At 74.1% G+C, this 25,961-nt stretch carries 20 protein-coding genes; 8 read left to right on the forward strand and 12 right to left on the reverse strand.

Annotation, left to right across the window (positions count from 1 at the left end; translation table 11 throughout):
* Positions 1 to 36: 36 nt before the first annotated feature.
* The 8 genes from LCD35_RS30530 to LCD35_RS20590 all read right to left on the reverse strand — a co-directional run bounded on the left by LCD35_RS30530 (position 37) and on the right by LCD35_RS20590 (position 11,711).
* Positions 37 to 1,158, reverse strand: a complete 1,122-nt coding sequence (locus LCD35_RS30530) for a hypothetical protein (RefSeq protein ID WP_308016932.1) — start codon at positions 1,156 to 1,158, stop codon at positions 37 to 39.
* A gap of 607 nt (positions 1,159 to 1,765) precedes the next feature.
* Positions 1,766 to 3,331, reverse strand: a complete 1,566-nt coding sequence (gene purH, locus LCD35_RS20560; protein WP_224957954.1) for a bifunctional phosphoribosylaminoimidazolecarboxamide formyltransferase/IMP cyclohydrolase — start codon at positions 3,329 to 3,331, stop codon at positions 1,766 to 1,768.
* A complete protein-coding gene (gene purN, locus LCD35_RS20565) occupies positions 3,328 to 3,921 on the reverse strand; it encodes a phosphoribosylglycinamide formyltransferase (RefSeq protein WP_224957956.1) in 594 nt (197 codons plus the stop codon). Before purN ends, purH begins: the two co-directional genes overlap by 4 nt.
* A 230-nt stretch (positions 3,922 to 4,151) precedes the next feature.
* Complete coding sequence (locus tag LCD35_RS20570; protein ID WP_224968828.1) at positions 4,152 to 5,783, reverse strand: DUF6350 family protein; 1,632 nt, start codon at positions 5,781 to 5,783, stop codon at positions 4,152 to 4,154.
* Positions 5,784 to 6,197: 414 nt separating this feature from the next.
* On the reverse strand, positions 6,198 to 7,217 hold the full coding sequence (locus tag LCD35_RS20575) for a DUF5336 domain-containing protein (protein WP_224957965.1): 1,020 nt from the start codon (positions 7,215 to 7,217) through the stop codon (positions 6,198 to 6,200).
* 165 nt (positions 7,218 to 7,382) lie between these two features.
* Positions 7,383 to 8,267 (reverse strand): succinate--CoA ligase subunit alpha, encoded by an 885-nt coding sequence (sucD, locus tag LCD35_RS20580; protein WP_224957967.1) that lies wholly within the window; start codon positions 8,265 to 8,267, stop codon positions 7,383 to 7,385.
* A gap of 3 nt (positions 8,268 to 8,270) precedes the next feature.
* Entirely contained in the window at positions 8,271 to 9,440 is a 1,170-nt protein-coding gene (gene sucC / locus LCD35_RS20585) for an ADP-forming succinate--CoA ligase subunit beta (RefSeq protein ID WP_224957969.1), read from the reverse strand.
* 459 nt (positions 9,441 to 9,899) lie between these two features.
* A complete protein-coding gene (locus LCD35_RS20590) occupies positions 9,900 to 11,711 on the reverse strand; it encodes a hypothetical protein (protein ID WP_224957971.1) in 1,812 nt (603 codons plus the stop codon).
* A 582-nt stretch (positions 11,712 to 12,293) separates the two neighbouring features.
* Between LCD35_RS20590 and LCD35_RS20595 the strand changes: the two genes are divergently transcribed.
* Positions 12,294 to 13,148 carry a M23 family metallopeptidase gene (locus tag LCD35_RS20595; protein ID WP_224968726.1) on the forward strand — a complete coding sequence of 285 codons (855 nt, stop codon included), beginning with the start codon at positions 12,294 to 12,296 and terminating at the stop codon, positions 13,146 to 13,148.
* 81 nt (positions 13,149 to 13,229) lie between these two features.
* On the opposite strand, the gene LCD35_RS20600 is transcribed toward LCD35_RS20595, so the two are convergent.
* A complete protein-coding gene (locus LCD35_RS20600) occupies positions 13,230 to 13,439 on the reverse strand; it encodes a hypothetical protein (protein ID WP_224957975.1) in 210 nt (69 codons plus the stop codon).
* A gap of 125 nt (positions 13,440 to 13,564) precedes the next feature.
* Between LCD35_RS20600 and LCD35_RS20605 the strand changes: the two genes are divergently transcribed.
* Positions 13,565 to 14,386: a class I SAM-dependent methyltransferase gene (locus LCD35_RS20605; protein ID WP_224957976.1), complete on the forward strand. Its 822-nt coding sequence runs from the start codon at positions 13,565 to 13,567 to the stop codon at positions 14,384 to 14,386.
* Between the two features lie 16 nt (positions 14,387 to 14,402).
* On the opposite strand, the gene LCD35_RS20610 is transcribed toward LCD35_RS20605, so the two are convergent.
* The gene (locus LCD35_RS20610) at positions 14,403 to 16,856 is read right to left on the reverse strand and encodes a UvrD-helicase domain-containing protein (protein ID WP_224957977.1); all 2,454 of its coding nucleotides are present in this window, start codon (positions 16,854 to 16,856) and stop codon (positions 14,403 to 14,405) included.
* Between the two features lie 285 nt (positions 16,857 to 17,141).
* Here LCD35_RS20610 and LCD35_RS20615 point away from each other — a divergent pair, with 285 nt between their 5' ends.
* Positions 17,142 to 17,459, forward strand: coding sequence for a chorismate mutase (locus tag LCD35_RS20615; protein ID WP_224957978.1), 318 nt, complete (start codon positions 17,142 to 17,144; stop codon positions 17,457 to 17,459).
* 49 nt (positions 17,460 to 17,508) lie between these two features.
* On the opposite strand, the gene LCD35_RS20620 is transcribed toward LCD35_RS20615, so the two are convergent.
* Positions 17,509 to 18,285 carry a 3-hydroxybutyrate dehydrogenase gene (locus LCD35_RS20620; RefSeq protein WP_224957979.1) on the reverse strand — a complete coding sequence of 259 codons (777 nt, stop codon included), beginning with the start codon at positions 18,283 to 18,285 and terminating at the stop codon, positions 17,509 to 17,511.
* Positions 18,286 to 18,445: 160 nt separating this feature from the next.
* On the opposite strand from LCD35_RS20620, the gene LCD35_RS20625 reads away from it, so the two are divergent.
* From LCD35_RS20625 to LCD35_RS20645, 5 genes are all read left to right on the forward strand, one after another.
* Positions 18,446 to 18,766, forward strand: a complete 321-nt coding sequence (locus LCD35_RS20625; protein WP_224957980.1) for a hypothetical protein — start codon at positions 18,446 to 18,448, stop codon at positions 18,764 to 18,766.
* A 159-nt stretch (positions 18,767 to 18,925) separates the two neighbouring features.
* Positions 18,926 to 20,077, forward strand: coding sequence for a hypothetical protein (locus LCD35_RS20630; RefSeq protein ID WP_224957981.1), 1,152 nt, complete (start codon positions 18,926 to 18,928; stop codon positions 20,075 to 20,077).
* 208 nt (positions 20,078 to 20,285) lie between these two features.
* Complete coding sequence (locus LCD35_RS20635) at positions 20,286 to 21,224, forward strand: hypothetical protein (RefSeq protein WP_225044687.1); 939 nt, start codon at positions 20,286 to 20,288, stop codon at positions 21,222 to 21,224.
* A gap of 489 nt (positions 21,225 to 21,713) precedes the next feature.
* The gene (locus LCD35_RS20640; protein ID WP_224956109.1) at positions 21,714 to 23,174 is read left to right on the forward strand and encodes a serine/threonine-protein kinase; all 1,461 of its coding nucleotides are present in this window, start codon (positions 21,714 to 21,716) and stop codon (positions 23,172 to 23,174) included.
* Positions 23,175 to 23,384: 210 nt separating this feature from the next.
* Positions 23,385 to 24,938, forward strand: coding sequence for a serine/threonine-protein kinase (locus LCD35_RS20645; protein ID WP_224956110.1), 1,554 nt, complete (start codon positions 23,385 to 23,387; stop codon positions 24,936 to 24,938).
* A gap of 27 nt (positions 24,939 to 24,965) precedes the next feature.
* Here LCD35_RS20645 and LCD35_RS20650 read toward each other — a convergent pair whose 3' ends face one another.
* Entirely contained in the window at positions 24,966 to 25,859 is an 894-nt protein-coding gene (locus LCD35_RS20650; RefSeq protein WP_224956111.1) for a LysR family transcriptional regulator, read from the reverse strand.
* Positions 25,860 to 25,961: the final 102 nt, after the last annotated feature.

The following is a 25,961-nucleotide window of genomic DNA, read 5'->3' on the forward strand; positions in this document are numbered from 1 at the left end:
GCCCCGGCCGACCGGGGTGGGGTGGGGCGGGTGACGTCAGCCGGCACGATCGCCGCTCCGCACCGGGCGCAGCGCGCGCCGCGTCGCCGACCCGCTGGACCGCGCTGCTCCGCTGGACCTCACCGCCCCGCTGGCGCAGGCGCCTCCTGGGCCGGTGCCGTGGGGCCCGGCACCACTGGCCCCGACATCGTTGGACCTCGCCCCACCAGCGGAATCCGGCACCCCGTCGGAGCCCGCGTTCCGCCCGGAACCGGCTCCTCCGCCCGAACCCGTGGCGGCCGTGGACCTCGCAGCGGGTTCCCACGGCGATGGTCCCGGCCGAGCCGCAGGTTCCCACGGCGCCACCGGTTCCAGCGGCGTCGCCGGTTCCAGCGGCGTCGCCGGTTCCGGCCGCGCCGCAGGTCCCGGCCGAGCGGCGGTTTCCAGCGAAGCCACGGTTTCCAGCGGTGCCACGGGCCCCAACGGTGCGGCGGGTTCCCACGGCGCGGGGGACTCCAGCGGTGCCGCTGGCCCGCCGCGTCCCGGCAGCAGCATCCGGCACGAGCGCGGCCGGGAGGCCGCCCCGCGTCCGCCCGCGCGCACGGTGACCTCGCGTTCCCGCAGGTGCCCGTGGCCCTGCCCCACACCGCGCCACCGCGCCTGCCCGCACCGCAACCGCACTTCGGCACCCGGCCAGGCACCGAACGGCAGCAGCACCGCACCGCGGTGCCGGGCCCGGGTGGACAACCGGCGGGCGTCGGCCTCGGTCACCAGTCCCGGGCGGCCGACCACCACCAGATCCACCCCGTCCAGCAGGGCCGCGATCACGGCGACCGGGTCGTCCCCCGGGTTCGGCACCAAGGCCAGCCGGGACAACTCCACGCCTGCCTCGGCCGCCGCGGTCAAGCCGATCCCCGGGAGCCCGACGACCGCTGCCCAAGATCCTTCCGCCGTCGCCTCGGACAGCAGGGCGAACAGCAGGGAGGTCGATTCGTGCACCGCCACCGTGCTGCCACGGCGCAGGCCTGGCCATGGCAGCACGGCGGCGAATTCCGCCCGCGCGGGCAGCACCCGTCCCGCAACGGGATCGCCACCCGCCTCGGCGACCGAGGTGGCCACGGACACCCCGTGAGCCGTGGTCACCCCGTCCAACGCCACCAAGGACGTGCTCGCGGACATCCGCTGTCTCCCCACCTCGTTCGCAGGGATGCCCGACCCCGTCTCGGGCACCCACGTCCGCTGTGGGGAGACAGCGGTGAGGACGTGCCGTCTGCACCCGAACGGCACCACCTCGTGGAACGACCGCCCCCCGACGGCGACCGCTCCGGAGTTTCTTTCCGGTAGTTCAGTACTTCCGGCGGTCCCCGTTCCACTGCGGACCGCCGCCGTTGCCGTTGCGTCCCTTCCTCGACATCACCGTCCCGATCACCCTCGTTCCGCGCGCCCCCGCGACGCCCGGAGTCCCCGGTCACCGGCAGGCCCGGGCCCCCCGCCCCTGGACCGCACCGCAGGTCGTTCCCGACCCGACCGAGATCGAACCCTTGTTCGACTGGCTCAAGTAAACCCTGGCCAGGAGCCCACCGTCAAGGCGTTCACACCAAAGAGCGAACACAAGTTCGATAACCGCAGGTAGGCGCGTCCCGTCCCGAGAAGCCCGCCGGACACCCACATCCTGCCCCCGCCCACCGACAACCCGGCGCACGAGAAGAGGGGCGGCGCGGACCCGAAGGCCCGCACCGCCCCTCCCCGGAGCACCACCCCGGCCGACCGGACCGGGCGCAGCAGATCAGTGGGCGAAGTGCCTGGTGCCCGTCAGGTACAGCGGGATCCCCGCCGCCCGGCACACCTCGACCGTCTCCTCGTCCCGCACCGAGCCGCCCGGCTGCACGATCGCCCGCACCCCGGCGTCGACGAGCACCTGCGGCCCGTCGCCGAACGGGAAGAACGCGTCGGAGGCGACCACCGAACCGGAGACCCGCTCCCCGGCCCGCGCCACCGCGAGCCGCGCCGAGTCCACCCGGTTGACCTGGCCCATGCCGACGCCGACCGTGGCGCCGTCGTCGGCCAGCAGGATCGCGTTCGACTTCACCGCGCGGCAGGCGCGCCAGGCGAACCGCAGGTCCGCGAGCGTGGCCTCGTCCGCCGGGTCCCCCACGGCGAGCGTCCAGTTCGCCGGGTCGTCCCCGTCGGCGTCGATCGCGTCGGACTGCTGCACGAGCGTCCCGCCGGAGATGGCCCGCATCTCGACCCGGCCGGAACGCGGCGGCTGCGCGGTGAGCACCCGGACGTTCTTCTTCCGGGCCAGCACCTCGACCGCGCCGTCGGCGTAACCGGGGGCCACCACGACCTCGGTGAACACCTCCGCGATCTGCTCGGCCATCGGCACGGTGACCTCGCGGTTCGCCGCGATGACGCCGCCGAAGGCGCTCACCGGGTCGCACTCGTGGGCCTTGCGGTGCGCGTCGGCGATGCCCTCGGCGACGGCGATGCCGCAGGGGTTGGCGTGCTTGATGATCGCCACGCAGGGCCGGTCGTGGTCGTGGGCGGCGCGCCACGCGGCGTCGGCGTCCACGTAGTTGTTGTACGACATCTCCTTGCCGTGCAGCTGCGCGGCGGCGGCGAGCCCGGTGGCCTCCCCGCCGGAGACGTACAGCGCGGCGGCCTGGTGCGGGTTCTCGCCGTAGCGCAGCGCGGAGCGCCGCTCCCAGGTCTCGCCGAGCCAGCCGGGGAACGCGGCGTCGTCCCCGGTGGGCACCCGGCTCATCCAGCCCGCGACGGCCACGTCGTAGGACGCGGTGTGCCGGAACGCCTCCGCGGCCAGCTCGACGCGCTCGGGCAGCGTGAAGCCACCGGCGCGCACCTGCTCCAGCAGCCACTCGTACTTGCCGGGGTCGACGACGACGGCCACGTTGGCGTGGTTCTTCGCCGAGGCGCGCACCATGGCGGGGCCGCCGATGTCGATCTGCTCGATGACCTCGTCGGGCGCCGCGCCGGAGGCGACGGTGCGCACGAACGGGTACAGGTTGACCACCAGCAGGTCGAACGGCGGGATGTCCAGTTCGGCGAGCTGGTCGGCGTGCTCCGGTCGGCGCAGGTCCGCGAGCAGGCCCGCGTGCACCCGCGGGTGCAGCGTCTTGACCCGGCCGTCGAGGGCCTCCGGGAACCCGGTGAGCTCCTCGACCGGGGTGACCGGCACGCCGGCGTCGGCGAGGGCGCGCGCCGTGCCACCGGTCGAGACGATCTCGACGCCTGCCGCGTGCAGCCCGGTGGCCAGGTCCAGCAGGCCGGACTTGTCGGACACGCCGATCAGCGCCCGGCGCACCGGCCGCCGTTCCTGCGAGTTCTCGGTCACGGGATTTCCACCTTCCGTCCCTGCACGGTCCAGCCGTGCCGCGCGAGCTGTTCCACGGTCTCCACGAGCAGCGACCGCTCGACCGCCTTGATGCGTTCGTGCAGGCTCGCCTCGTCGTCGTCGGGCAGCACCGGCACCGCCTCCTGCGCCAGGATCGGCCCGGTGTCCACCCCGGCGTCGACCACGAACAGCGTGCAGCCGGTGACCCGCACCCCGTGCGCGAGGGCGTCGCGCACCCCGTGCATGCCGGGGAACGCGGGCAGCAGTGCCGGGTGGCTGTTCAAGTAGCGGCCGCCGTAGCGGGCGAGGAAGCGCTCCCCGGCGAGCTTCATGAAACCGGCGGACACCACGAGGTCCGGTTCGTGCTCGGCGCACGCCTCGGTCAGCGCCTCGTCCCAGTCCTGCCGGGTCGCGTGGTCGGCGACGCGGCGCACGAAGGTCGGGATGCCGGCGCGCTCGGCGCGCGCGAGACCTTCGATGCCGGGCCGGTCGGCGCCGACCGCCACGACGCGCACCGGGTAGCCGGGGCGCGCGGTGGCGTCGAGGAGGGCTTGCAGCAGGGTTCCGGAACCGGAGACCAGCACGACCACGCGGGCCGGATCGCCGGGGCGGAACCGCGTCTGCGGTCGCGCGGACGGGTCCGGTTCGGGAGTGCCGGGGGCAGGGTCCGGTCGTGCTGCGGAGGCCGCGTTCGATGCGGGGGTGCTCAGCTCTGACTCCTGACAGTGCCTGGTCACGATCTCACCGAGCAGCGTAGGCGGCGGCCCGGTGCGGGACTCGGCCAGGTCCCGGGCGAGTGGCCCAGCCCTCACCGCACCGGTCAGCGGGAGGCCGGGCCGTCCGCGTCGTCGTCGGCGGTCCGGGACGCATCGTCGCGAGGGCGGGGTTCGGGGACGTCGGCGTCGCCGTGGATGTCGCCGGACCAGGACCGGGCCTGGTCGGGTTCCTCGGCCTCCTGCGCGCGGCGCACGAGGTCGGCCCACTCCGCCTCGTCGAACTCGAACCCGGGGTCTGCGGCGGCCGGGCCGCCGGAGCCGGACTCGTCGGCCGGTTCGCCGGCTTCCTCGTCGAGCTCGTCCGGATCGTCCGGCTCGTCGGCGCCGTCCCATTCGTCGACGCCGTCCCACTCGTCGACCTCCTCGGCCGCGCCGTCCGGATCCTCGTCGTCGAGGTCCACGTCGTCCCCGCCGTCGAGGCCGATGCCGTCCGCACCGCCGAGCTCGGCCCGCTCCTCGTCGTCGGGGTCGGCGGCGCCGTCGAGCTCCGCCGCGAACTCGTCCACCGGCCGCCAGGGCACGGGGAACAGCCACACCGCGGGCAGCGCGGGCACCAGCACCCAGCCGAACGTGACGAGGGCGAGCGCCGGGGAATGCAGCGAGATCGGGTCGAAGGGCCCGCCGCCCGCGCTCCCCCCGGCCAGGGCCGCGACCACCAGCACGCCGAACGACGCGACCGCCGCGGCCACCGCGACCGCCGCCGGGCGCCGCGCCTGGTCCAGCTCCCGGCCGCAGCGCAGACCGACGACCGCGCCCGCGGCCACCGGCAGCACCAGCACCACCGGCCACCACCAGGCTGCGGCGCCGGTCGGCAGCGCCGCCAGCAGCGGCACGTCCGGGACCGCTCCCGGCGCGGTCTCGTAGAACCGCGCGGTCAACCCGCCGACGCTGATCCCCGGACCGGCCGCGAAGGACCACCCGGCGAGCGCCGCGTTCGGCAGGTACAGCAGCGACAGCAGCAGCAGGCCGAACGCGTCACCGGCCGTGCCCGCGCGGCCCAGCACCTCCCCGGCGCGCGCCGCGGACAGGCACAGCGCCACGACCGCCACCAGCGCACCGGCGACGAGCACGCACGCCGACACCAGCAGCGCGCCGCGCAGCCCCGCGCTGATCGTCGGCCCGGCGAGCCGCCGCACCGCGGCCGGGAGCTCCCCGGCGCGGCAGGCCCCGGCCGCCGAACCCGCGGCCGCGACCAGCCCGCAGCGCAGGAAAGCGCCCGGCACCGAGGCGTCGACGGCACCGCTGAGCAGCGCGGCCAGCACGGCGCCGAGCACCGCGTGCCCGGCCGCCACCGCGCCGATCACCCGGACGGCGTCGCGCGCGGTGTCGAAGCCGGTGCGGCGCAGGAAGGCCGCCGTGATCGCGGCGATCAGCAGCCCGAGCGCGGCGGTGGGCAGGAACGGCAGCACCGACAGCGGGGCCCCGAGCACCACCAGGGGCACCTGGTGCGCCACCAGCCAGCCCGGCACGGCCGCGGCCAGCAGGGTGCCGGCGCCGATCTCCGGGCCGCTCGCGGTGCCGGTGGCGAGCGCGAGCAACGTCGCGGACAGCAGGTAGCCGGCGAGCACCGTGGCCGCCGCGACCGCGCCGAGGCGGAGCGCGCCGATCGGTTCGCGGTGCTCGGCGTCGTCTTCGGGCACCAGGTCCGGATCGGACGGCGATTCGATCAGCGGCATGCGGCCGAATCTCGCACCGGCCCCGGCGCTTTCACCCCGTGACGCGCCGCAGCGTCCGCCCATCGAGCGACGACGATCACGCAGAGTTCGTCTCTGTCGGTGTCTCCGGGCTCGTTCTGCGAGGTGGGGCGGGTGGCCGGGCTGCGTGGTCGCCGCTCACGGCTTCACCGCTGGAGAGAAGGCGGAGAACGCGCGAAGGGGGCCCCCCCCGGGGGGGGGGGGCGCCCCCCCCGGGGGGGGGGGGGGGGTTGTTGGCGGGGGGAGGGCGCATGCCGGGGGGGTACCGGGCGGCGGGGGGGGGGGGGGGGGGGGGGCGGGGGCGCCGCTCCCGGCGCCCCCGGGGCACCGAGGGCGTACACCGGGCGCGGGGCCCCCCCGGGGGGGGGGGGCGCCCCCCTCCGAGGGTGCGTCGGGTCAGTTCTGGCCGGGGTACGGCATCTGCCGGGTGCCTTCCGGGCCGTCGGTGACCTGGGGCTGCGGCGCGGAGGCCGGGCCGGGGTCACCCGCGGGCGAGCCGCCCGCGGGGCTGTCCGGGCCCTGCTGGGCGTAGCCGCCGGAACCGGTGGGGCCGCCGTAGCCGCCGCCGGGTCCCTGCCCGTAACCACCGGGCGCGCCCTGCCCGTAAGCGGGGCCGGGCTGGCCGGGAGCCCCACCCGGGCCCTGGCCGGGGCCGGGGTACCCCCCGGGCTGACCTTGCTGGGCTTGGCCGGGCTGGGGCTGGCCGGGCTGGGGTTGGCCGGGTTGGGGCTGCTGCGGCTGACCGGGCCCGCCCTGCGGCCCGCCGAAACCGGGCTGACCCGGCGGCGGTCCCCACGGCTGCTGCGGCTGGCCACCGGGACCCTGCGGCCCGGGGCCGCCCTGCACACCTGGTCCCTGGGCACCGGGCCCCTGGACACCGGGACCGCCGGGTCCCGGCTGGCCGAGCGGCGGGAACGGGCCGGTACCGGGGCCCTGCTGACGACCGCGGGGGTCGGGGGTCCTGGCGCCACCGCTGGGCAGCGCGACGACCTCCGCTTCGGCGAGCAGCAGCACGACGACCACGGCGGCCTGCACGAGGGCCAGCACGAGCTGGACGATCGCGATGCCCCCGGCGAGTCCGGCGATCACGGCCAGCAGCACCGCGAGCGCGCCGTAGACGGCGAGCGGGGCGGCGGCGGGCAGCACGTTGGGGGCCTTCGGCAGCAGCCGCAGCCCCATCAGCACCGCGGTCCCGACGATGGCGAGCCCGGCCGTGCCCGCCATCAGCCCGGCCGCGGCCTGGTCGAAGAACCCGAGCACGAAGGCGATGAGCCCGGCGCCCGCGGCCACGAGCGGCAGGATGGACTTGAGGTCGGTGCCACCCGCGTTGCCGGGCTGCGGCGGCTCCGCACGAGGAGGCCCTGCGTGCGGAGGTGCCTGCTGGTGGGGCGGCGGTGCACCGTAGGGCGTGGACATGGTTGAGAGGACTCCTCCTCGCCGAGGGCCGGGCGAACACCAGTGTCTCCCGGAAGAGTGACACTCGAAACGGTATCGGACTGTGATTCGGCCACCGAACGGGTACGGATCATCCGTTTCCGACCCGCCCGATCCCGTACGCCCCGGTCGTGGAAGGGGTGGAGCTCAGCCCTTGACGATCTCGCGCATCAGGTTCGCGGTCTCGCTGGGGGTCTTGCCGACCTTGACGCCGGCGGCCTCCAGGGCCTCCTTCTTCGCGGCCGCGGTGCCCGAGGAACCGGACACGATGGCGCCCGCGTGGCCCATGGTCTTGCCCTCCGGCGCGGTGAAGCCCGCGACGTAGCCGACCACCGGCTTCGTGATGTTCGCCTTGATGTAGTCGGCGGCCCGCTCCTCGGCGTCGCCACCGATCTCGCCGATCATCACGATCGCCTCGGTCTCCGGGTCGTCCTGGAACGCCTGGAGCGCGTCGATGTGCGTGGTGCCGATGATCGGGTCACCGCCGATGCCGACCGCGGTGGAGAAACCGATGTCGCGCAGCTCGTACATCATCTGGTACGTCAGCGTGCCCGACTTCGACACCAGGCCGATCTTGCCGGGGCCGGTGATGTCCGCCGGGATGATGCCCGCGTTGGACTTGCCGGGCGAGATCACGCCGGGGCAGTTCGGCCCGACGATGCGGGTCTTGTTCCCGGTGGCGTTCGCGTGCGCCCAGAAGTAGGCGGAGTCGTGCACCGGGATGCCCTCGGTGATCACCACGGCGAGCGGGATCTCGGCGTCGATGGCCTCGACGACCGCGTCCTTGGCGAACTTCGGCGGCACGAACAGCACCGACACGTCGGCGCCGGTCTCCTTGATCGCCTCGGCGACCGAGCCGTAGACCGTGAGCTCCTTGCCCTCGATCTCGACGGTCTGCCCGGCCTTGCGGGCGTTCACGCCACCGACGATGTTGGTGCCGGACTTCAGCATCCGCGCGGTGTGCTTGGTGCCCTCGGAGCCGGTGATGCCCTGGACGATGACCTTGCTGTTCTCGTTGAGGAAGATGGCCATGGGTCACGCCCCCGCAGCAGCAAGTTCGGCGGCCTTGTCGGCCGCGCCGTCCATCGTGTCGACCAAGGTGACCAGCGGGTGGTTCGCCTCGGCCAGGATGCGCCGGCCTTCCTCGACGTTGTTGCCGTCGAGCCGGACGACCAGCGGCTTGGTCGCGTCGTCACCCAGGATCTTCAGCGCCTGCACGATGCCGTTGGCCACGGCGTCGCAGGCGGTGATCCCGCCGAAGACGTTGACGAACACCGACTTCACGTCGTTGTCGCCGAGGATGACGTCCAGCCCGGCCGCCATGACCTCCGCGGACGCGCCGCCGCCGATGTCCAGGAAGTTGGCCGGCTTCACGTTCGAGTGCGCCTCGCCCGCGTAGGCCACCACGTCCAGCGTGGACATGACCAGGCCCGCGCCGTTGCCGATGATGCCGACCTCGCCGTCGAGCTTGACGTAGTTGAGGCCCTTGGCCTTGGCCTTCGCCTCCAGCGGATCCTCCGCCTCGGCGTCGACCAGCTCGGCCTGCTTCGGCTGCCGGAACGCGGCGTTCTCGTCCAGCGTGACCTTGCCGTCCAGCGCGATGATCTTGCCCTGCGGGTCCTTGACCAGCGGGTTGATCTCGACCAGCGTGGCGTCCTCCGAAACGAAGGTCTCCCACAGCTTGACGATCACGTCGACGACCTGGTCGGCGACCTCGGCCGGGAACTTCGCGGCCTCGACGATCTCGCGCGCCTTGGCGGCGTCCACGCCCTGGATCGGGTCGATCGCGATGCGCGCCAGCGCCTCGGGCTTGGTCGCGGCGACTTCCTCGATCTCCATCCCACCCTCGACCGAGGCCATCGCCAGGAAGTTCCGGTTGGCGCGGTCGAGCAGGAAGGAGAAGTAGTACTCGTCGGCGATGTCGGAGGCGGTCGTGATCAGCACACGACGCGTCACGTGGCCCTTGATGTCCAAGCCGAGGATCGCCTCGGCCTTGGTCTGGGCCTCGTCCGGCGTCTCGGCCAGCTTGACGCCGCCGGCCTTGCCGCGGCCCCCGGTCTTCACCTGGGCCTTGACCACCACGGGCCCGCCGAGTTCGTCGGCGGCTGCCTTGGCCTCTTCGGGATTGGTGGCCACGGAACCGGGCAGCGTCGGCACTCCGTGGGAAGCGAAGAGTTCCTTCGCCTGGTACTCGTACAGGTCCACTCGACTCTCCTGCGACGTCGGTGTCGGACTGGGCGACCATAGCGACCTGCGAGGACGGCCGGTGCGCCGCACCCGGTGAACTGGCTCACCCCGCTCGCCCGATCGCCGCAGGTGGATGCATCCGGACCGGGGATTTCGCAGTGGGAAAACCGCTGGACGGCGCCGCGGAGTGACGAACGGAACACCGCCTCGGCGACCGTCAAGGGGCTCCGGCGCGGAATTTCGCCCCTTTTTGCGCTCCGCCGGATTTCGCGGCTCCGCGGCGCACCGCGCTCGCGGCGGGCGGCAGCGCCGCCCGGCGGGTCCAGCGCACAGCGGCACGACCGCCCGGTGGCAGGCACGGCCCTGGCGGGTTCAGCGCGCGGCGGCAGGCGCCGCCCCGGCGGGAGTTCGGCACTCGGCGCAGGTGCCGCCCAGCCGGGTTCGGCACTCGGCGGCGGGCACCACTCGGGCGGATCCTCAGCGTTCGGCGGAGCGGCCCGCGAGCAGCGCGGTGATCAGCAGCACGACCGCCGCGGCCACCGCGCACCAGAGCCCCGGCCCCGGCGTGGCGTCCGCGGCGCGCCCCGCGGTGAGCGGGAACTCCAGCGCCCGCACCACCATCACCAGCGCCGCGCCGACGAGCAGCGCCGCCGCCCGCGCGGGCCTGCTGCGGACGGCGAGCACCGTCGCGACCAGCACCGCGACTCCGGCGCCGATCAGCCCCCAGGAAGCGGTCCCGAACCGGGTGAACACGCCCGGCGCGGTGTAGTCGGGAGCGGACAGCACCGGCAGCAGCACCGCGGCCAGCCCCAGCAGCGCGGCGAGCGCCGCGGGCACCGCGACCACCGGCCGCCAGCTCCGCTCGGCGAGGTCCACGTCCGCGCCGCGCTCCGGCTGCCAGTCCGGTTCGGCCAGGTCCACCTCTTCGCGTTCCACCCCGCCGGCCAGCGCCGCGGTGATCGCGGCGAGCAGCGCGAACACCATGGCCGCGCCGGACGCCCACGCGCCCGGCGCCGCGTCGGCGCCCGCGACCTGGGTGGAGGTGAGCACGCTGTCCAGCGCGGCGGCCCCGGCCAGCGGCAGCGCCGCCCAGGCCGCGGTCAGCGCGGGGCGCACCGCGGCGGCGATCGACGGCACCAGCAGGGCCGCGCCGAGCAGCACCAGCAGCACGCCGCCGGGCCACAGCAGCCGCGCCGGGTACACCGAGGGGTCGTCGATCCAGCTGGGCATCCGCAGGTGCGGGGTGAGCGCGCCGACGACGGCCAGCGCACCGGCGAGCAGCGCGAGCGCACCGGCGGCGCGCAGCAACCTGGTCAGCGCGGGCAGCCGCACCTCCCCGGAGTTCCGGGCGGGGTCGCGCCCGCCTTCGACGGCGAGGCCGACCAGCACGAGCGCGGCGGCCAGCACGAGCGCCGGTCCCCAGCCGAAGTGCAGCCGGGGCAGCAGCGCCACCGCGACCAGCGGCGGCACCGCGACGGCGGCGAGCCCGGCGGCGAGGCCGAGCAGCCCGCCGCGCACCAGGTCGCGGTCGGCGGACCCGGCCATGAACCCGGCGGCCGCGGGCACGGCGATCGCCAGCAGCAGGCTGCCGATCGCGACCGCGACCGGCGCCTCCACGGCGGGCTTGGCCAGCAGGTACGGGTCGTCGGAGGTGAACGGCCCCATCAGCAGCCCGACCGCGGCGATCGCGGTCGCGCACAGCACCAGCGCGAGCAGTCCCTGCCTGCGCGCGCCCGCGCGACCGCGCCCGGAGCCGCCGTCGGCGGCGGCCTCGGCGACAGAGCTGCCCGCGAAGGCGTCCTCCCCGAAGGAGCCGAAGGCGTCGGAGGCCCCGTCGGCGTGGTCGAACAGCCCGCGTCCGGCGATCAGTGCGAGCACGCCGGCGGCGAGGGCCAGCAGGTGTCCGGCCAGCAGCACCCAGGTGCCGGGCGCGGCGCCGAGCGGGTCGAGGGTGTCGGGCAGCAGCAGTTCGGGGCGCGCGGCGAGGCCCGCGTCGACGAGGAGCTGCGCGTCCTGCACCAGGCGTCCGGGCGCGAGCACCGCGGGCCCGAGCAGCACGGCGGCGGCCAGCGCGGGCCGGCTGCCGCGGAACACCGCGGCGAGCACCGCCGGGACCAGCGCGGGGACCAGCAGCCAGGGCCAGGAGGTGAACGCGGCCGGCATGTCCGGCGCGACCAGTCCGAGCAGCGGGGCGAACGCGGTGAGCAGCGCGCCGAGCGCGGACAGCGCGATCGCCGCGGTGAGGCCGGTCGGCGGACCGGCGGGGTCGGGCGCCGTCGGGCGGCTCATCTGCGTCTCCGGGGATTCGAACGGGAGATCGGGCCGGGCACTCACCGCGCCGACGCTAGCAACTGATCGCCCCGGGTCCCGCCGGGGATCCGCGGCGGCTACGCACGGTGTCGGCGTTTCGGGCCCGGGCGGCGGTTGCGCCGGGTCGGCGGTCGCGCCGGGGCCGGTTCCGGCGGTCCGGGAATAGTGGGATCACTGGGCGGGTTGTCCGGCTTGAGGCCTCGTACGGGTCATCGAGGTTGAGAGCGTTGCGCTGTTTTTTCTGTGACTTGCGTCACTCTTGGGCGTGTCGCATCACCGCCCGAAGCGGAACCACCCCGTTCCCCTAGCCCGAACGGGACCGACTTCCTCGATCACGAACCGCCAGGCAGTGCCACTCGGTAACACCGCACGCCGCGCCGCCCCGCCGCGCGCGGCCACTCCCGGCCGCCCAGCAGTGAACACGCTCCGTGAGCAAACGACCACTGATCGGGATTTGCCCCTAGGGGATCAGCCTGGTTACTGTCCCCCGGTCCGTTGTCACGGTCCGATCACGACCGCCGGTTACCCCGACCGGCGCCCCGGAACCCCGTCCGGGAGCCAGTGACCGGACTCCCCGAGACGGAAGGGCAGGCCTTGTCTCGACACCGCTCCCCCGGCGGCGCCCCGATCGCCGAGGAGTCGTCCCCGCACGATCTTCCGCAGCAGCGCCAGCGGCGGATCTCCACCCCGCCTTCGGTCATCCGCGGCCGACTCGTCGTCGCAGCCGTCGCCGCAGGCGCGTTCGCCGCCGCAGGTCAGTCGATGGCCAGCGGCGAACCGGCCCCCGACCAGGACGGCATCACCCCCCTCGCCTCCGGTCAGGACGCGGCCGCTTCCTTCAGCTCCGCCACCGACGACTCCTCCCGCGGCATGGGCGGTTCCGCCCCGGCCCCGGAGATGCTGCCGGTCGCCAAGGTCAGCAGCGCCGACTCCGAAGTCGAGAAGCTGGCCAAGAGCGAGCGCATCTCCGAGCAGCGCGCGGAGGAGGAAGCCGCCCGCATCGCCGCCGAGGAGGAGGCCAAGCGACCGAAGATCGTCGCTCCGGCCGAGGGCACCTTCACCTCCGGCTTCGGCGGCCGCTGGGGCACCACGCACTACGGCATCGACATCGCCAACAGCAAGGGCACCCCGATCGTCTCCGCCGCCGACGGCGTGGTCATCGACGCGGGCCCGGCGAGCGGTTTCGGCCTGTGGGTGCGCGTGCAGCACGAGGACGGCACGATCACCGTCTACGGCCACGTCAACACCATCACCGCCAGCGAGGGCGAGAAGGTGAAGGCGGGCGACCAGATCGCCACCATGGGCAACCGCGGCTTCTCCACCGGCACCCACCTGCACTTCGAGGTGTGGAACGCCAGCGGCAAGAAGATCAACCCGCTGCCGTGGCTGAGCGCCCGCGGCGTGGACGTCACCTGATCCACCCGGTTCCGCGAGCGGACGACCCGCCAGGCCGGTGACGGTCCGGCGCGCCGTCCGCTCCGGCCGTTCGGCGCCCGGTCACCGCTGCGCGCGCCACCGCCGCACCAGCGCGGGCAGCTCCGCGCGGAGGAAGGCGAAGAAGCGGCACGTCTCGTCCAGGCGCCGACCGGCCTCGGTGTCCGCGCCGACCGCGTCGACACCGGCGGCGAGCGTGCGCGATCGGCAGCTCGGCGAACCCCTGGCCGCCATCCGCGGCGTCCCGGCGGGGTCCAGCGCGAAGCGCTCCACGAACCTGTCCGCCGGGTCCGGTCGCCCTCGTCCACGTCCCCGATTCATACGCTTCCTTTATTCACGATGTTGTGAAACGCGCGTAGCTTGAGCTCCGCAGGTACCTCTCACCTGGGAGAACGGCGATGAACCGCGAGAAGGCCGACTTCACCGGTGCGCGTGCCACCATGCTCGCCACCCTCTACGGACGCGCGCTGCACAGCCGCACCGCGAACCCGGTGCTGCACGACCCCTACGCCGAGGAGGCCGTGCGCCGCATCGACCACGACTTCGACGCCACCGGGCTGCGCGGGAACGACGCGCTGTCGGTGGCGCTGCGCGGGCGGCTGTTCGACGACCTCACCGCGGTGCGGCTCGCCGCGAACCCGGACGTGACCGTGCTGCACCTCGGTTGCGGGTTGGACAGCCGCGGGCAGCGGCTCGACCCGCCGCCGAGCACCGAGTGGTACGACGTCGACTTCCCCGAGGTCATCGACCTGCGGGAGCGGATCTACCCAGCGCGGGCGCACCACCACGTCCTCGGCACCTCGGTCACCGCGCCCGACCTGCTGCGCGACGTCCCGGGCGACCGGCCGGCGCTGGTCGTCGCCGAAGGGTTGCTGATGTACCTCACCGAGGCGGACGGGACCGCGCTGCTGCGCCGCATCACCGAGCACTTCCCCAGCGGGCACCTGATCTGCGACGTGCAGAGCCCGCTGGCGACGCGGTGGGCGCACCGGCTCAACGGCGCGGTGCGCGCGGCGGGAGCCCGGCTCACCTGGGGCGTGCGCGGCGGCGCCGAGCTGGAGCGGGCCGTGCCCGGACTGGTCCTCGACGAGGAGCGCACCTTCTTCGACATCCCCGGCCTGGAACGCCTCGGCCCGGCGTACCGGGCCCTGGTCCGCGGCATGGGCAAGGTCCCCGCGTTCCGCAGGATGGCCCTCGTCCTCAGCATGCACTTCGGCTGAGGACCCGCGGGCCGGGTCAGAGCTTGGTGATCGGCACGCTGCCGATGAGCATGAGCCGGACCGTGCCCGCGCTGCCGAAGTCGATGGTCGCGGTGGCCCGCGGCCCCTCCCCCTCGGTCGCCAGCACCGTGCCGAGGCCGTACTTGTCGTGCGTGACCCGGTCCCCGGCGTCCAGCTTGATGGCGACGGTGTCCTTCCAGCCGGGCGCCCCGGTGCTGCGCAGGCCGCGCGAGGCCACCGAGGCCTGCGCCGAGTCCGAACCGCCCCGGTCGAACCCGCCGCGACCGCCCCAGGTGCTGCGCACCTGCGGTGCGGCCCGCTCCGGCTCGATCCGCCGCCACTGCATCAGCTCGTCCGGGATCTCGGTGAGGAACCGGGACGCGGGGTTCGCCATCGGCTGCCCCCACGCGGAGCGCATCAGCGCCCGCGACAGGTACAGCCGCTGCCGGGCGCGGGTGATGCCCACGTAGGCGAGCCTGCGCTCCTCGGCAAGCTCCGCCGGATCGCTCAGCGCCCGCATGTGCGGGAAGATCCCGTCCTCCCAGCCGGTGGAGAACACCACCGGGAACTCCAGGCCCTTCGCGGTGTGCAGCGTCATCAGGGTGACCACGCCGTCGCCGGACTCGGGCAGCGAGTCGGCGTCGGCGACCAGCGACACCCGTTCCAGGAACGCGGCGAGCGAGTCGTCGGCGGGCAGTCCGAGGTCCTGCTCCTCGGCGTCCTCCGCGGCCGGTTCGGCGGGCGCGACGACGGCCTCCGCGGACGGGTCGGTGCCCTCGGCGGCGACCTCGCCCGCCTGCGGCGCGCGGGCTTCGATGAACTCGCGGGCGACGGTGACGAGCTCGGTGAGGTTCTCCACCCGGGTCGCGTCCTGCGGGTCGTCGCTGGCCTCCAGCTCGCCGCGGTAGCCGGTGCGTTCCAGCACGGCGTCGAGCACCTCGGCCACGTCGGCCTCGGCGGCGACCTCGCCCAGCTCGTCGAGCAGCGCCACGAACCCGGCGATCTGCTTCTGCGCGCGGGTCGCCAGCGCCGGGACGCGGCCCTGCGCGGCCGCCCGCAGCGCCGCGGCGAAGGAGGTGCGCTCCTGGTCGGCGTGCGCGGCGACGACGGCCTCCGCCCGGTCGCCGATGCCCCGCTTGGGCACGTTGAGGATGCGGCGCAGGCTCACGGTGTCGTCCGGGTTGTCCAGCACCCGCAGGTAGGCGAGCGCGTCGCGGACCTCGCGGCGCTCGTAGAACCGCACGCCGCCGACCACGCGGTAGGGCAGCCCGAGGCGGATGAAGACCTCTTCGAACACCCGGGACTGGTTGTTGGTCCGGTAGAACACGGCGATGTCGTTGAACGTGGCCTCGCCGTCGTCGACGAGCCGGTCGATCTCGCCCGCGACGAACGCGGCCTCGTCGTGCTCGTTGTCGCCGACGTAGCCGACGATCGGGGCGCCGTCCCCCGCGTCGCTCCACAGGCGCTTGTCCCGGCGGTTGGGGTTGCGGCGGATCACCGAGTTCGCGGCGGTGAGGATCGTCTGCGTCGAGCGGTAGTTCTGCTCCAGCAGGATGGAGCGCGCCTGCGGGTAGTCCCGCTCGAACTCCTCGATGTTGCGGATCGTCGCGCCGCGGAACGCGTAGATCGACTGGTCGGCGTCACCGACCACGCACAGCTCGGCGGGCGGAGTGCCCAGCTCGGTGTCCTCGGTGCCCACCAACTCGCGCACCAGGGCGTACTGGGCGTGGTTGGTGTCCTGGTACTCGTCGACCATCACGTGCCGGAAGCGGCGCCGGTAGTGCTCGGCGATGTCCGGGTGGCCGCGCAGCAGATCCACCGTGCGCATGATCAGGTCGTCGAAGTCCACGGCCTGCGAGTCGGCCAGCCTGCGCTGATAGGCGGCGTAGACCTGGGCGACCTTGCGCTCCAGGTCGTTGCCGGCGCGCTCGGCGGCCTCCTCCGGCGTGACCAGCTCGTTCTTCAGGTTGGACACGTGGATCGACAACGTCTTCGCCGGGTACCGCTTCGAGTCCAGCTCCAGCTCGCGGCCGATCATCGTGATGAGCCGCTTGGAGTCGTCGGAGTCGTAGATGGAGAAGTTCGACGACAAGCCCAGCGTCTTCGCCTCGCGGCGCAGCACCCGCACGCACATCGAGTGGAACGTGGACACCCACATCGCGTTCGACCGGCGGCCCACCAGGTCGGCGACGCGTTCCTTCATCTCGGCGGCGGCCTTGTTGGTGAACGTGATCGCCATGATCTGGCCGGGGTGCACGCCCTGCGCCAGCAGGTGCGCGATGCGGCTGGTGAGCACCCGGGTCTTGCCGGACCCGGCGCCCGCGACGATCAGCAGCGGGGAACCGGTATGCACCACGGCGTCGCGCTGCTGCGAGTTCAGGCCCGCGAGCAGGGCGTCCGGCTCGTGCCCCGCCGGGCCGGAACCGGGATCGGAGGAACCGTCGTGCGGGAGATCGAAGAGGGTGCTCATCGTCGTTCCACGTTACCGGCCGCCCCCGACAGCCCGGCCGCCGACGGCGGTCCCAGCGGTCGGGAACGACGTCCCGGTGGATGGCCACCGGCACTCGGGCTGTGGCAGACTGGCGGCGTGCTGACGCGGACGCGCCTCGCTTGCGCGAACTTTTACTACGGGCGGACCGGGATTCCGACGCCCGTAGCCGTGTGAGCGCGCACACCACTACGACGCCCCGGAGTCCTCGGACTCGGGGCGTTTCACATGTCCGGTCCGGGGTGGGGCCGATTCGGAGGACGAGTCATGAACGCCGCTGTGGACGGTGAGCAGCACCAGCCCGAACCGAACGACGCACCGGACGCCCCCGCGCGTCCCGCCACCGAGGCCATCGCCGGCTTCCGCGAGGAGATCGACCACCTGGACGCCGAGATCCTGCGGCTGATCAAGCGCCGTGCCGAGGTCTCCCGGCAGGTCGGCGAAGCCCGGATGGCCGACGGCGGGCCGCGCATCGTCTACAACCGCGAGATGGACGTCCTGGCGCGCTACCGGGAGCTGGGGCCGGAAGGCCGCGAGCTGGCGATGATCCTGCTGCGCCTCGGCCGCGGCCGCCTCGGGCGCTGATCAGCGCGCGGTGCACGGCCCGGCGGCGGGCCGTGCACCCGGCGCCCGCTCAGTGCGCCGTCCAGCCGCCGTCCATCGGGAACGAGGCGCCGGTGATCGACGCCGTGCTCGGGCCGCAGAGCCAGTGCACCAGGTCGGCCACCTCGTCCGGTTCCACCAGCCGCTTCACCGGGGTGCGCGCCAGCAGCACGTCCTCCACGACCTGCTCCTCCGGCACCCGGTGCAGCTCCGCCTGCTCGGCGACCTGGCGCTCCACCAGCGGTGTCCGCACGAAGCCCGGGCAGACGCAGTTCGAGGTGACGCCGTAGCCGGCGGCCTCCACCGCGACCGTCTTCGACAACCCCTCCAGGCCGTGCTTGGCCGACACGTAGGCGCTCTTGAACGGCGAGGCGCGCAGGCCGTGCACCGAGGAGATGTTCACGATCCGCCCCCAGCCCCGCTCGTACATGCCGGGCAGCGCGGCGCGGATCAGCCGGAACGGCGATTCCAGCATCACCTTCACCAGCTTCGCGAACATCTCCGGCGGGAACTGGTGCACCGGCGCCACGTGCTGCAAGCCGGCGTTGTTGACCACGATGTCGGCGTGCTCGCCGAGCGGCGCCGCCGCGTCCGGGTCCTCCAGGTCGACGACGCGCGCCTCGGCGTCGAGGTCGGCCGCGATCCGCTCCACCGCCTCCGCCTCGCGGTCCACCACGATCACGGTGGCGCCGGCGGCGGCCAACCTGCGGGCGGTGGCGGAGCCGATGCCGCTGGCCGCGCCGGTGACGACCGCCCGCTTTCCGGCTAGGGAGTGCTGGTCCGGGAGTTCGGCGGGACGATCGTTCATAGCCTGAGAACCTATGCGTGATGCTGATCTCGATCCAGGGGATCGCCACAACCACTTCCGCGGGCGGCGGCGCAACCCCAGCTCAGCCGCCAACTTGCCCGGGCGGGCCTCCGGGAAACCACCCATACCGGACCGGTGCGGGACAGGGCAGACTGGAGGCATGGGTGCACTCATCGGGATCGTCGCATTGCTCGTGACCCTCGTGGCGGTCGTGGCCGCCGCCGGGCACGGGGCCTACCTGGGGATGCTGACCTCGGCGGCGAAGAAGCGGCCGGGCGGTCAGCCGGTGGTCGAGTTCGCGCGCAAGCGCCTGCCCGTGACGGGGGTGACGCTGGCCGTCACGGTGGTGGCGCTGCTGATCGCGCTCGGCGGGGGCGCGGGCGCGGACGTGTTCGCGATGCTGCTCGGCGCGGGCGGCGGCGCGGGGGCGCTCAAGGCCCTCCAGACCACCCAGACCAAGTTCCGCAACAACGACTACTGATCGCCGCGGCGCCGGGCGGGGCGCGTGAGCGGGAAGTACTCCGGGCTGTGATCGCAAGGTGAAAACCGCCGGGAAGCGTCCCTCTTTCGAGCGATAGTCAGGGTTACCACCGACTCGTGTGACGCGGGGGGCGCTCGGCGCTGCCTAGCCTCCCCGACCATGACCCCTTCGGCGGTGTCCCGCTCGGCGCTCGCGACGACCGAACCGCGGGACGACGACCTCCTCGCACCGCGCTGGCCCGGCGGCGATCCCGTCAGCACGCCTCCCGGCGGCACGGACGCGCGTCCCGACCGGCTCGGCCACCCCACCGGAACCGGGGTGAGCTGGGGCGGCCTCATCGAGCAGCCCGCACCGGGCGCCGGGCCGCACCGGATCCGCGCGATCAGCGCGTGCGCCGCCGACGCCGGCGCGCACGACCCGTTCGCGGACACCGGTCCGCTGCCCGCCGTCGCCCCCACCACCGGGGCGGCGATCGGTGCCGCGCCGGCCGAACCGGGCACCGACCCGCTGAGCGACACCGTCCCGGTCGGCGGCCTGCACAAGTTCGACCTCGGCATGGTGCCCGCCTCCGTCACCCCGCCGCGGTCCTCGCGCCGCGCGGCCTGGTTCGCGGTGGCCTCCGCCGGGGCGGCGTTCGGCGGACTGCTGCTGGTCGCGACCGCGCTCGTCACCCCGACCACCTCCATCGAGGGCCTGCGGCCGCCGAACATGCCGCGGGCCACGCACTTCCCGTCGCCCGCCCCGGAACCGCACGCGGACGGGCCGGACTTGCTCGCCGACCGCGCACCGACCTCCGGGCTCGTCCCGCCGCCGCCCGGTCCGCCGCGGCAGCAGGCACCCGGGGCGGTCGACCACCCGCCCGGCCGGGCACCGGCGGACGGACCTCCCGACAGCGCTCCGGGCGCGAGCGAGCCGGGCGGGGAGGTGAGCACCGAGCCGGCGGCCGCCCCACCGGCACCGCCGCGGCAGTCCGCCCCGGTCACCTACCGCGACGAACTGCTGACCTTCACCGATCCGCGGCTGGTGGCGGCGCGTTCGGAGCACTACTTCGACGCGGTCCGCGCGCACGACCTCGCCGGGGCGTACGCGGGGACGACCGGGCGGCTGCGGGCGGCGGGCTTCGCCGCGTTCGCCGAGCGCTACCGGGACGCCGCCGCGGTGGAGGTGCTGTCGGTGTCGGCCACGTCGTCGAGCACCGTCACCACCTTGCGGATCACCCGCACCGACGGGTCGGTGGCGGAGCAGCAGCGGCGGTTGCGCTTCACTTCCGGCTCGGATCCGCGGGTGTACGCCGACGACGTGGCCTGGTGATCGACGAGCGCTACTCACCGTGATCGACTGCGCTGTTGGAGATCGCCCGTCACGGCCCCCACTTCTCTTTCAGGTGAAGTCACGCCCCGAATCCCCCGAACACGTTCGGTGAGGAGTACGAGTGCAATCGCAAGGACCGTGCGACCCCAGGCCCGGCCATGTCCCCGAGCCCGGCCGGTGCGGGACGAAGGAGGCTCGGCGAATCGAGATGCGGCACCGAATACCCCTGCTGCGCGAAGTCCTGACCGATACCGGCGGGCCACGCGGTTCCGCGGCGGAGGGTCCCGCACCCGCCCCGCTCCCGCCGCTCCCCCGCCGCGCCGCCGACCACGAGCACCTGACCGCCACCGCGAGCCGGTGCTGCCGCCGGTGCGGCCGGAACGGCTCCGGCACCCGCCAGGTCGGCCGCGTCGACGACACCGACACCCGGCCGCTCCCGCCGCTCCTGCCCGAACCGGCCCCCACCGGCTCCCGCCGAGCCGCGGTCGCGGAACTGGTGCTGCGCAAGCCGAAACCGCTCTGGTTCGCACCGGAACCGCTGCGGCTCAGCGCGGAGGAATCGGCGCGCACCGAGCAACTGGTCAACGAGCTGCTCGACACCGCCGAACCCGGGGACGGCGCGCCGGACGCACCGGGCGTGCGGGCCGCGGTCGGCACCCTGTGCACCGCGCTGCTGTTCGGCGCGGCCGTCGCCACCGCCGCCCTCACCGGGGTGTCCCCGGCGAGCGGCGCCCCGTTCCGCGGCCCGGACCAGGAACCCGCCGAGCCCGCCGTCGAATCCGTGCGGTTCCCGCAGCGCCCGCCGACCGTGCTCGACCCGGCCGCCGACGAGGAGTCCGCCGCGGCGGCGGCCGCCCGGGAGTTCTACGGCCGCATCGACCGCGCCCCGGCGCTCGCCATGCCGCGCCTCACCCCGGGCATGCCCGCGTCGGGCCGCGGTGGGCCGGACGGCACGTGGCGCGAGGTGGTCGCGGTGCGGCCGCTGCTGCTGCGCGCCGAGTCCCCGCAGCTGGTCCGGGCCCTCGTGGAGGTCGAGCACCCGGACGGCTCGCGCTCGCTGCTGCGGCACCTGCTGCACCTCGACGCGGCCGGGCCCGGTGGCCGCGTCGACGTGGAACTGCGGTCGTTCCAGCACTTCCCCCGTTGAGCGCGCGCGGTGCGCGCGGGCGTACCGTGGGCCCGAATCACAACAATGCGGCAACGACGCCGCGGTGACCGCCCGCTCCGCGAGCACCGCCGAGGTCATCCCGGTACGAACCGGACACCCGCGGCCCGCGCCGGGACCGGCGCGGACACGCTCCGCCGACCGCCCGAGCACGCCACGTGTGGACTGCGGAAACACTTCGTGCCGCCGGAGCGATCAGGAGGAGGACGGCACCTCGCTGGACGCGAGTGGAATCGGGCTTCCCCGATCTCACGACTTCGGGTCTACGCCGCGAGGGCGTCGGCTAGGCTGCCGTACCGCGGCCGGATACGGCCCACCGGCCGGAACCGGGCCGCGCTGAATGAACGTGTACTTGTCGGAGGGCCGAACCGGTCCGCTAAACCGCCGATGCCCGACGGGGTGCTGCCGATCCGGATCCTTCCGGTTCGAGATCGCGTCCCAGCGGGCATCTAGCAGTACGGGGAGACGTCGGTGAGCGACGAAGGTCGCCTGGTCGCCGGACGCTACCGAGTGCAGCGACGCATCGGCAGTGGCGCGATGGGCGTGGTGTGGGAGTGTGTGGATGAACGCCTGCACCGCACTGTCGCGGTCAAGCAGTTGTTGTTGCAGCCCGGTCTGGATCCGGGTGAGGCCGAGGAAGCGCGGCAGCGGGCAATGCGGGAAGGCCGCATCGCGGCCCGCCTGCAGCACCAGCACGCGATCTCGGTCTACGACGTAGCCGAGGACGAAGGCCAGCCGGTGCTGGTCATGGAGTACCTGCCCTCCACCAGCCTGGCGGCGATGATGTCCGATCACGGACCGCTGCCGCCGCGCGAGGTGGCCCGGATCGGAGCGCAGGCCGCGGCCGCGCGCGGCGCCGCGCACGCGGCCGGGGTGGTGCACCGCGACATCAAGCCGGGCAACATCCTGCTCGGCGACAACGGCACGGTGAAGATCACCGACTTCGGCATCTCGCGCGCCCAGGGCGACGTGCAGGTGACGAAGACGGGGATGCTGGCGGGCACGCCCGCCTACCTGTCGCCGGACGTCGCCATGGGCAAGGAGCCGAGCGGTGCCTCCGACGTGTTCTCCCTGGGCGCGACGCTGTACGCGGCGATCGAGGGCAGGCCGCCGTTCGGGCTGAACGAGAACACGCTGGCGCTGCTGCACTCGGTGGCCGCGGGCCGCATCGAACCGCCGCAGCAGGCGGGCGCGATGGCCCAGCCGCTGATGGCGATGATGCAGGTGCGCGTCGAGGACCGGCCCGACATGGCGCAGGTCCGGGAGATGCTGCTGGCGGTCGCCGACGGCGGTTCGGCGAACTCGGTGCCCACGATGGCCGCGCCGATCCCGCCCGCGATCGGCCCGGACAGCAGGCCCGACCTGGCTCCGACCAGCGTCGTCGGCCAGGACCACCACGGCGGCACCGCCTACTACGACGACGACCCGTACAGCCAGCACGACTCGAACCCGCGCACCGCGTACCTCGGGCCGGACTCGCGTGCGGAGACGTCGTTCGACGACCGGCCGCGGCGCAGCAAGCGCCCGCTGGTGCTGTCCGGTGTCGCGCTGGTCGCGGCCGCCGTGGTCGCGGTGCTGGTGACCTCGGCGTTCCTGAACAGCAACACCCCGGACCCGACCGGCAACGACACGGGCACCAGCCAGCAGCCGCTGCCGCCGCCCCCGCCGCCGACGACCCAATCCTCGGAGAGCTCCGGGTACTCGGAGGAACAGACGTACGAGGAGACCACCAGCACGGAGACGTCCACGGAGCAGACCTCCCAGCCGTCGACGACGCAGCAGCCGACGTCCACGGAGGAGTCCCAGCCGTCCGAGACCTCCGGCGACGACGGCGACGGCGACGACGGGGGCGAGTCCTCCGCCGACCAGCCGACCCAGTCGGAGGCCACCTCGCCGCAATCCGGTGCCTCCGCGTTCCAGCTTCAGGGCTGAGCACCAGGTGGTCGTTTTCCGGGCCGGGGACAGGCATCTCGCGATGCGTGCCCCCGGCCCGGTGCTTTCGCCAGCGGCGATCCGTTCACCCCGACCTGGTGCGTTCCCCCAGCCGCCCACCAGTAACGTGGGGCCGATGAGCACGAGCCGGTCTCGGGGGCCCGGTCAGTACCGTCCAAGCCGCCACCACCCCAGCATCAGGAGAGACCTGTGAGCGCCGAGGGCCGTTTGATCACGGGCCGTTACCGGTTGGAGAAGCGGATCGGCAGCGGCGCCATGGGCATCGTGTGGCGCGCGGTCGACGAGCGGCTGCACCGCACCGTCGCGGTCAAGCAGCTGCTGCTCCAGCCCGGTTACACCGATGAGGAGACCGAGGAGGCGCGGCAGCGCTCGATGCGCGAGGGCCGCATCGCCGCCCGGTTGCAGCACCAGAACGCCATCGTGGTCTTCGACGTGGCCGAGGACGAGGGCCAGCCGGTGCTCGTGATGGAGTACCTGCCCTCGCAGAGCCTGGCGACGGTGCTCAGCGAGCAGGGCGTGCTGCCGCCGCAGTCGGTGGCCCGGATCGGCGCGCAGGTCGCGGGGGCGCTGGCGGCGGCGCACATGGCGGGCATCGTGCACCGGGACCTGAAGCCCGGGAACATCCTGCTCGGCGACAACGGCATCGCCAAGATCACCGACTTCGGCATCTCCCGCGCCATCGGCGACGTGGCGGTGACCAAGAGCGGCATCCTCGCCGGCACCCCGGCCTACCTGTCGCCGGAGGTCGCGCTGGGCCGGGACCCGGCTCCCGCTTCGGACGTGTTCTCGCTGGGCGCGACGTTGTACGCGGCGGTGGAGGGCGAGCCCCCGTTCGGCACGGACGAGAACGCGATCAGCCTGCTGCACCGGGTGGCGCGCGGACAGGTGGAGCCACCGCGGCAGGCGGGTCCGCTGGCCCCGGCGCTGATGCAGCTGCTGCAGCCGGACCCGGTGGACCGCCCGACGATGGCGCAGACGCGCAGCATGCTGCTGGCGGTGGCGGAGGGACGGCCGCTGCCAGGCGGGTCCACGCCGTCCGGTGGCTGGCAGCGCCCGGCGGCCGCCCCGCAGGGCAGGCCGCAGCAGGCGCAGCCGACCCGGGTGGGTGCGGCGGTCCCCGCGGGCAACCCGCCGACCCAGGTCGGGCAGGCCGCGGTGTCCGAACCCTCCGGCGGCGGGACCTCCCGCAAGGCGGTGCTGCTGTGGGCGGCGGCGCTGCTGGTGGCGGTGCTGGTCGGGGTGCTGACGGCGAGCGCGTTCGGCGCCGGGGAGCAGCGCTCCCCCCAGTCGCAGCCGCCGGTGTCCGAGCCGGTGGCGCCCGCGGAGCCCGCTCCGGTCACCACGGCTCCGCCGACGACGACCGCGCCCTCGTCCTCGGCCCCGCCGACGACGCCGATCAGCACGACCACGACGACGTCCAGCGAGGAAAAGGACGACGAGCAGCCGTCCAAGGACGAGATCGTGAACGTGGTGAAGACCTACTTCTCGTCCGTCCCGGACGACCTGGACAAGTCCTGGTCGCTGCTGGGCCCGGGGCTGCAGTCCGCGGGCAAGGACAGCTACGAGTCGTTCTGGAACTCCGTGGACGACGTCAAGATCGTTTCCGGGCCGAAGGTCATCGGTTCCCGGGTGCTGGTGGTCCTGGAGTTCGAGAAGGACGGCAAGACCAGCAAGGAACGCCACCTGCTGGGCATGGTGGCCCGCGACGGCGAACCCCTGATCAACAGCGATTCCCGGGTCTGATCCCGGAACTCCGCACCGCCCGGCCGATCACGCCCGGGCGGTGTCGCGGAGGGCCGCCAGCAAGGATCGGGTGGCGGGCTGGTCGGCCACGGTCTCGCGCACCGCGACGTGGATGCGGCGTACCGGTTCGGGCCGCCGCACCGGCCGGACGACGATGCCGGGGTGCAGCACCCCGAGCGCGAGCCGCGGTTGCAGGCCGATGCCCAGCCCGGCCGCGACGAACGCCTGCGCCGCGTAGTCCCCGCCGGTCTCCAGCTCGATCCGCGGCGCGAACCCGGCGGAGTCGAAGGCGTCCCGCAGCGATTCGGCGCACGGCCCGTCGCCCAGCGCCTCCAGCACCCACGGTTCGCCGGCGAGCCGGGCGAGGTCGATCTCCGGCTCCTGGCTCAGCGGATGGCCCTGCGGGAGCAGCACGTGGTACGGCTCGTCGACGAGGTGCTCGACCCGGACTCCGCGCGCCTGCGGCAGTTCCCGGCCGACGACGATGACGGCGAGATCGGCTTCGCCGGTGGCGACCTCGCCCAGGATCCCCTCGTCGATCATCTTCAGGTCGAGCCGCACCTCGGGGTGCTCGGCGCGGAACTTCGCCACGACGGGCGGGACGAGCCCGACCCCGGCCGAGCCGAAGTAGCGCAACCGGAGCCGCCCGGTGCGCCCGGCGCGCAGGTCGTCGAGTTCGGCGTCGGTGTCGGCGAGCAGCCCGGCGAGCTCGGCGGCGCGCTCGGCGAGCAGCCGCCCGGCCGCCGTGGGCCGCACGCCGCGGCCGACCTTCTCCAGCAGCGCGGTGCCCGCCTCCCGTTCGAGGGTGGCGACCTGCTGGCTGATCGCGGAGGGCGTGTACCCGAGGTTCGTGGCGGCGCTGCTGATCGAGCCGCCGCTGACGACGGCGCGGAGGACCTGCATGCGACGGGCGTCCAACATGCCCCGACGATACAGCAGAGCTGAAACTTCAGTTCAGTTTATTTCGCTTGTCCTTATGCATCGGCTCTCGGATCGTGGTCCTCGGGACGACCTGCGGACGAG

It is taken from the genome of Saccharopolyspora sp. 6V (assembly GCF_020176785.1).
Lineage (GTDB): Bacteria > Actinomycetota > Actinomycetes > Mycobacteriales > Pseudonocardiaceae > Saccharopolyspora_C > Saccharopolyspora_C gregorii.

Coding starts and splice junctions, on each gene's coding strand:
- LCD35_RS20575 (WP_224957965.1), bottom strand. CDS start 7,217: ATGTCCACGCCCTACGGTGCACCGCCGCCCCACCAGCAGGCACCTCCG.
- LCD35_RS20610 (WP_224957977.1), bottom strand. CDS start 16,856: ATGAGCACCCTCTTCGATCTCCCGCACGACGGTTCCTCCGATCCCGGT.
- LCD35_RS20615 (WP_224957978.1), top strand. CDS start 17,142: ATGAACGCCGCTGTGGACGGTGAGCAGCACCAGCCCGAACCGAACGAC.
- LCD35_RS20630 (WP_224957981.1), top strand. CDS start 18,926: ATGACCCCTTCGGCGGTGTCCCGCTCGGCGCTCGCGACGACCGAACCG.
- LCD35_RS30530 (WP_308016932.1), bottom strand. CDS start 1,158: ATGTCCGCGAGCACGTCCTTGGTGGCGTTGGACGGGGTGACCACGGCT.
- LCD35_RS20605 (WP_224957976.1), top strand. CDS start 13,565: ATGAACCGCGAGAAGGCCGACTTCACCGGTGCGCGTGCCACCATGCTC.
- LCD35_RS20570 (WP_224968828.1), bottom strand. CDS start 5,783: ATGCCGCTGATCGAATCGCCGTCCGATCCGGACCTGGTGCCCGAAGAC.
- LCD35_RS20635 (WP_225044687.1), top strand. CDS start 20,286: ATGCGGCACCGAATACCCCTGCTGCGCGAAGTCCTGACCGATACCGGC.
- LCD35_RS20650 (WP_224956111.1), bottom strand. CDS start 25,859: ATGTTGGACGCCCGTCGCATGCAGGTCCTCCGCGCCGTCGTCAGCGGC.
- LCD35_RS20620 (WP_224957979.1), bottom strand. CDS start 18,285: ATGAACGATCGTCCCGCCGAACTCCCGGACCAGCACTCCCTAGCCGGA.
- LCD35_RS20590 (WP_224957971.1), bottom strand. CDS start 11,711: ATGAGCCGCCCGACGGCGCCCGACCCCGCCGGTCCGCCGACCGGCCTC.
- sucD (WP_224957967.1), bottom strand. CDS start 8,267: ATGGCCATCTTCCTCAACGAGAACAGCAAGGTCATCGTCCAGGGCATC.
- LCD35_RS20625 (WP_224957980.1), top strand. CDS start 18,446: ATGGGTGCACTCATCGGGATCGTCGCATTGCTCGTGACCCTCGTGGCG.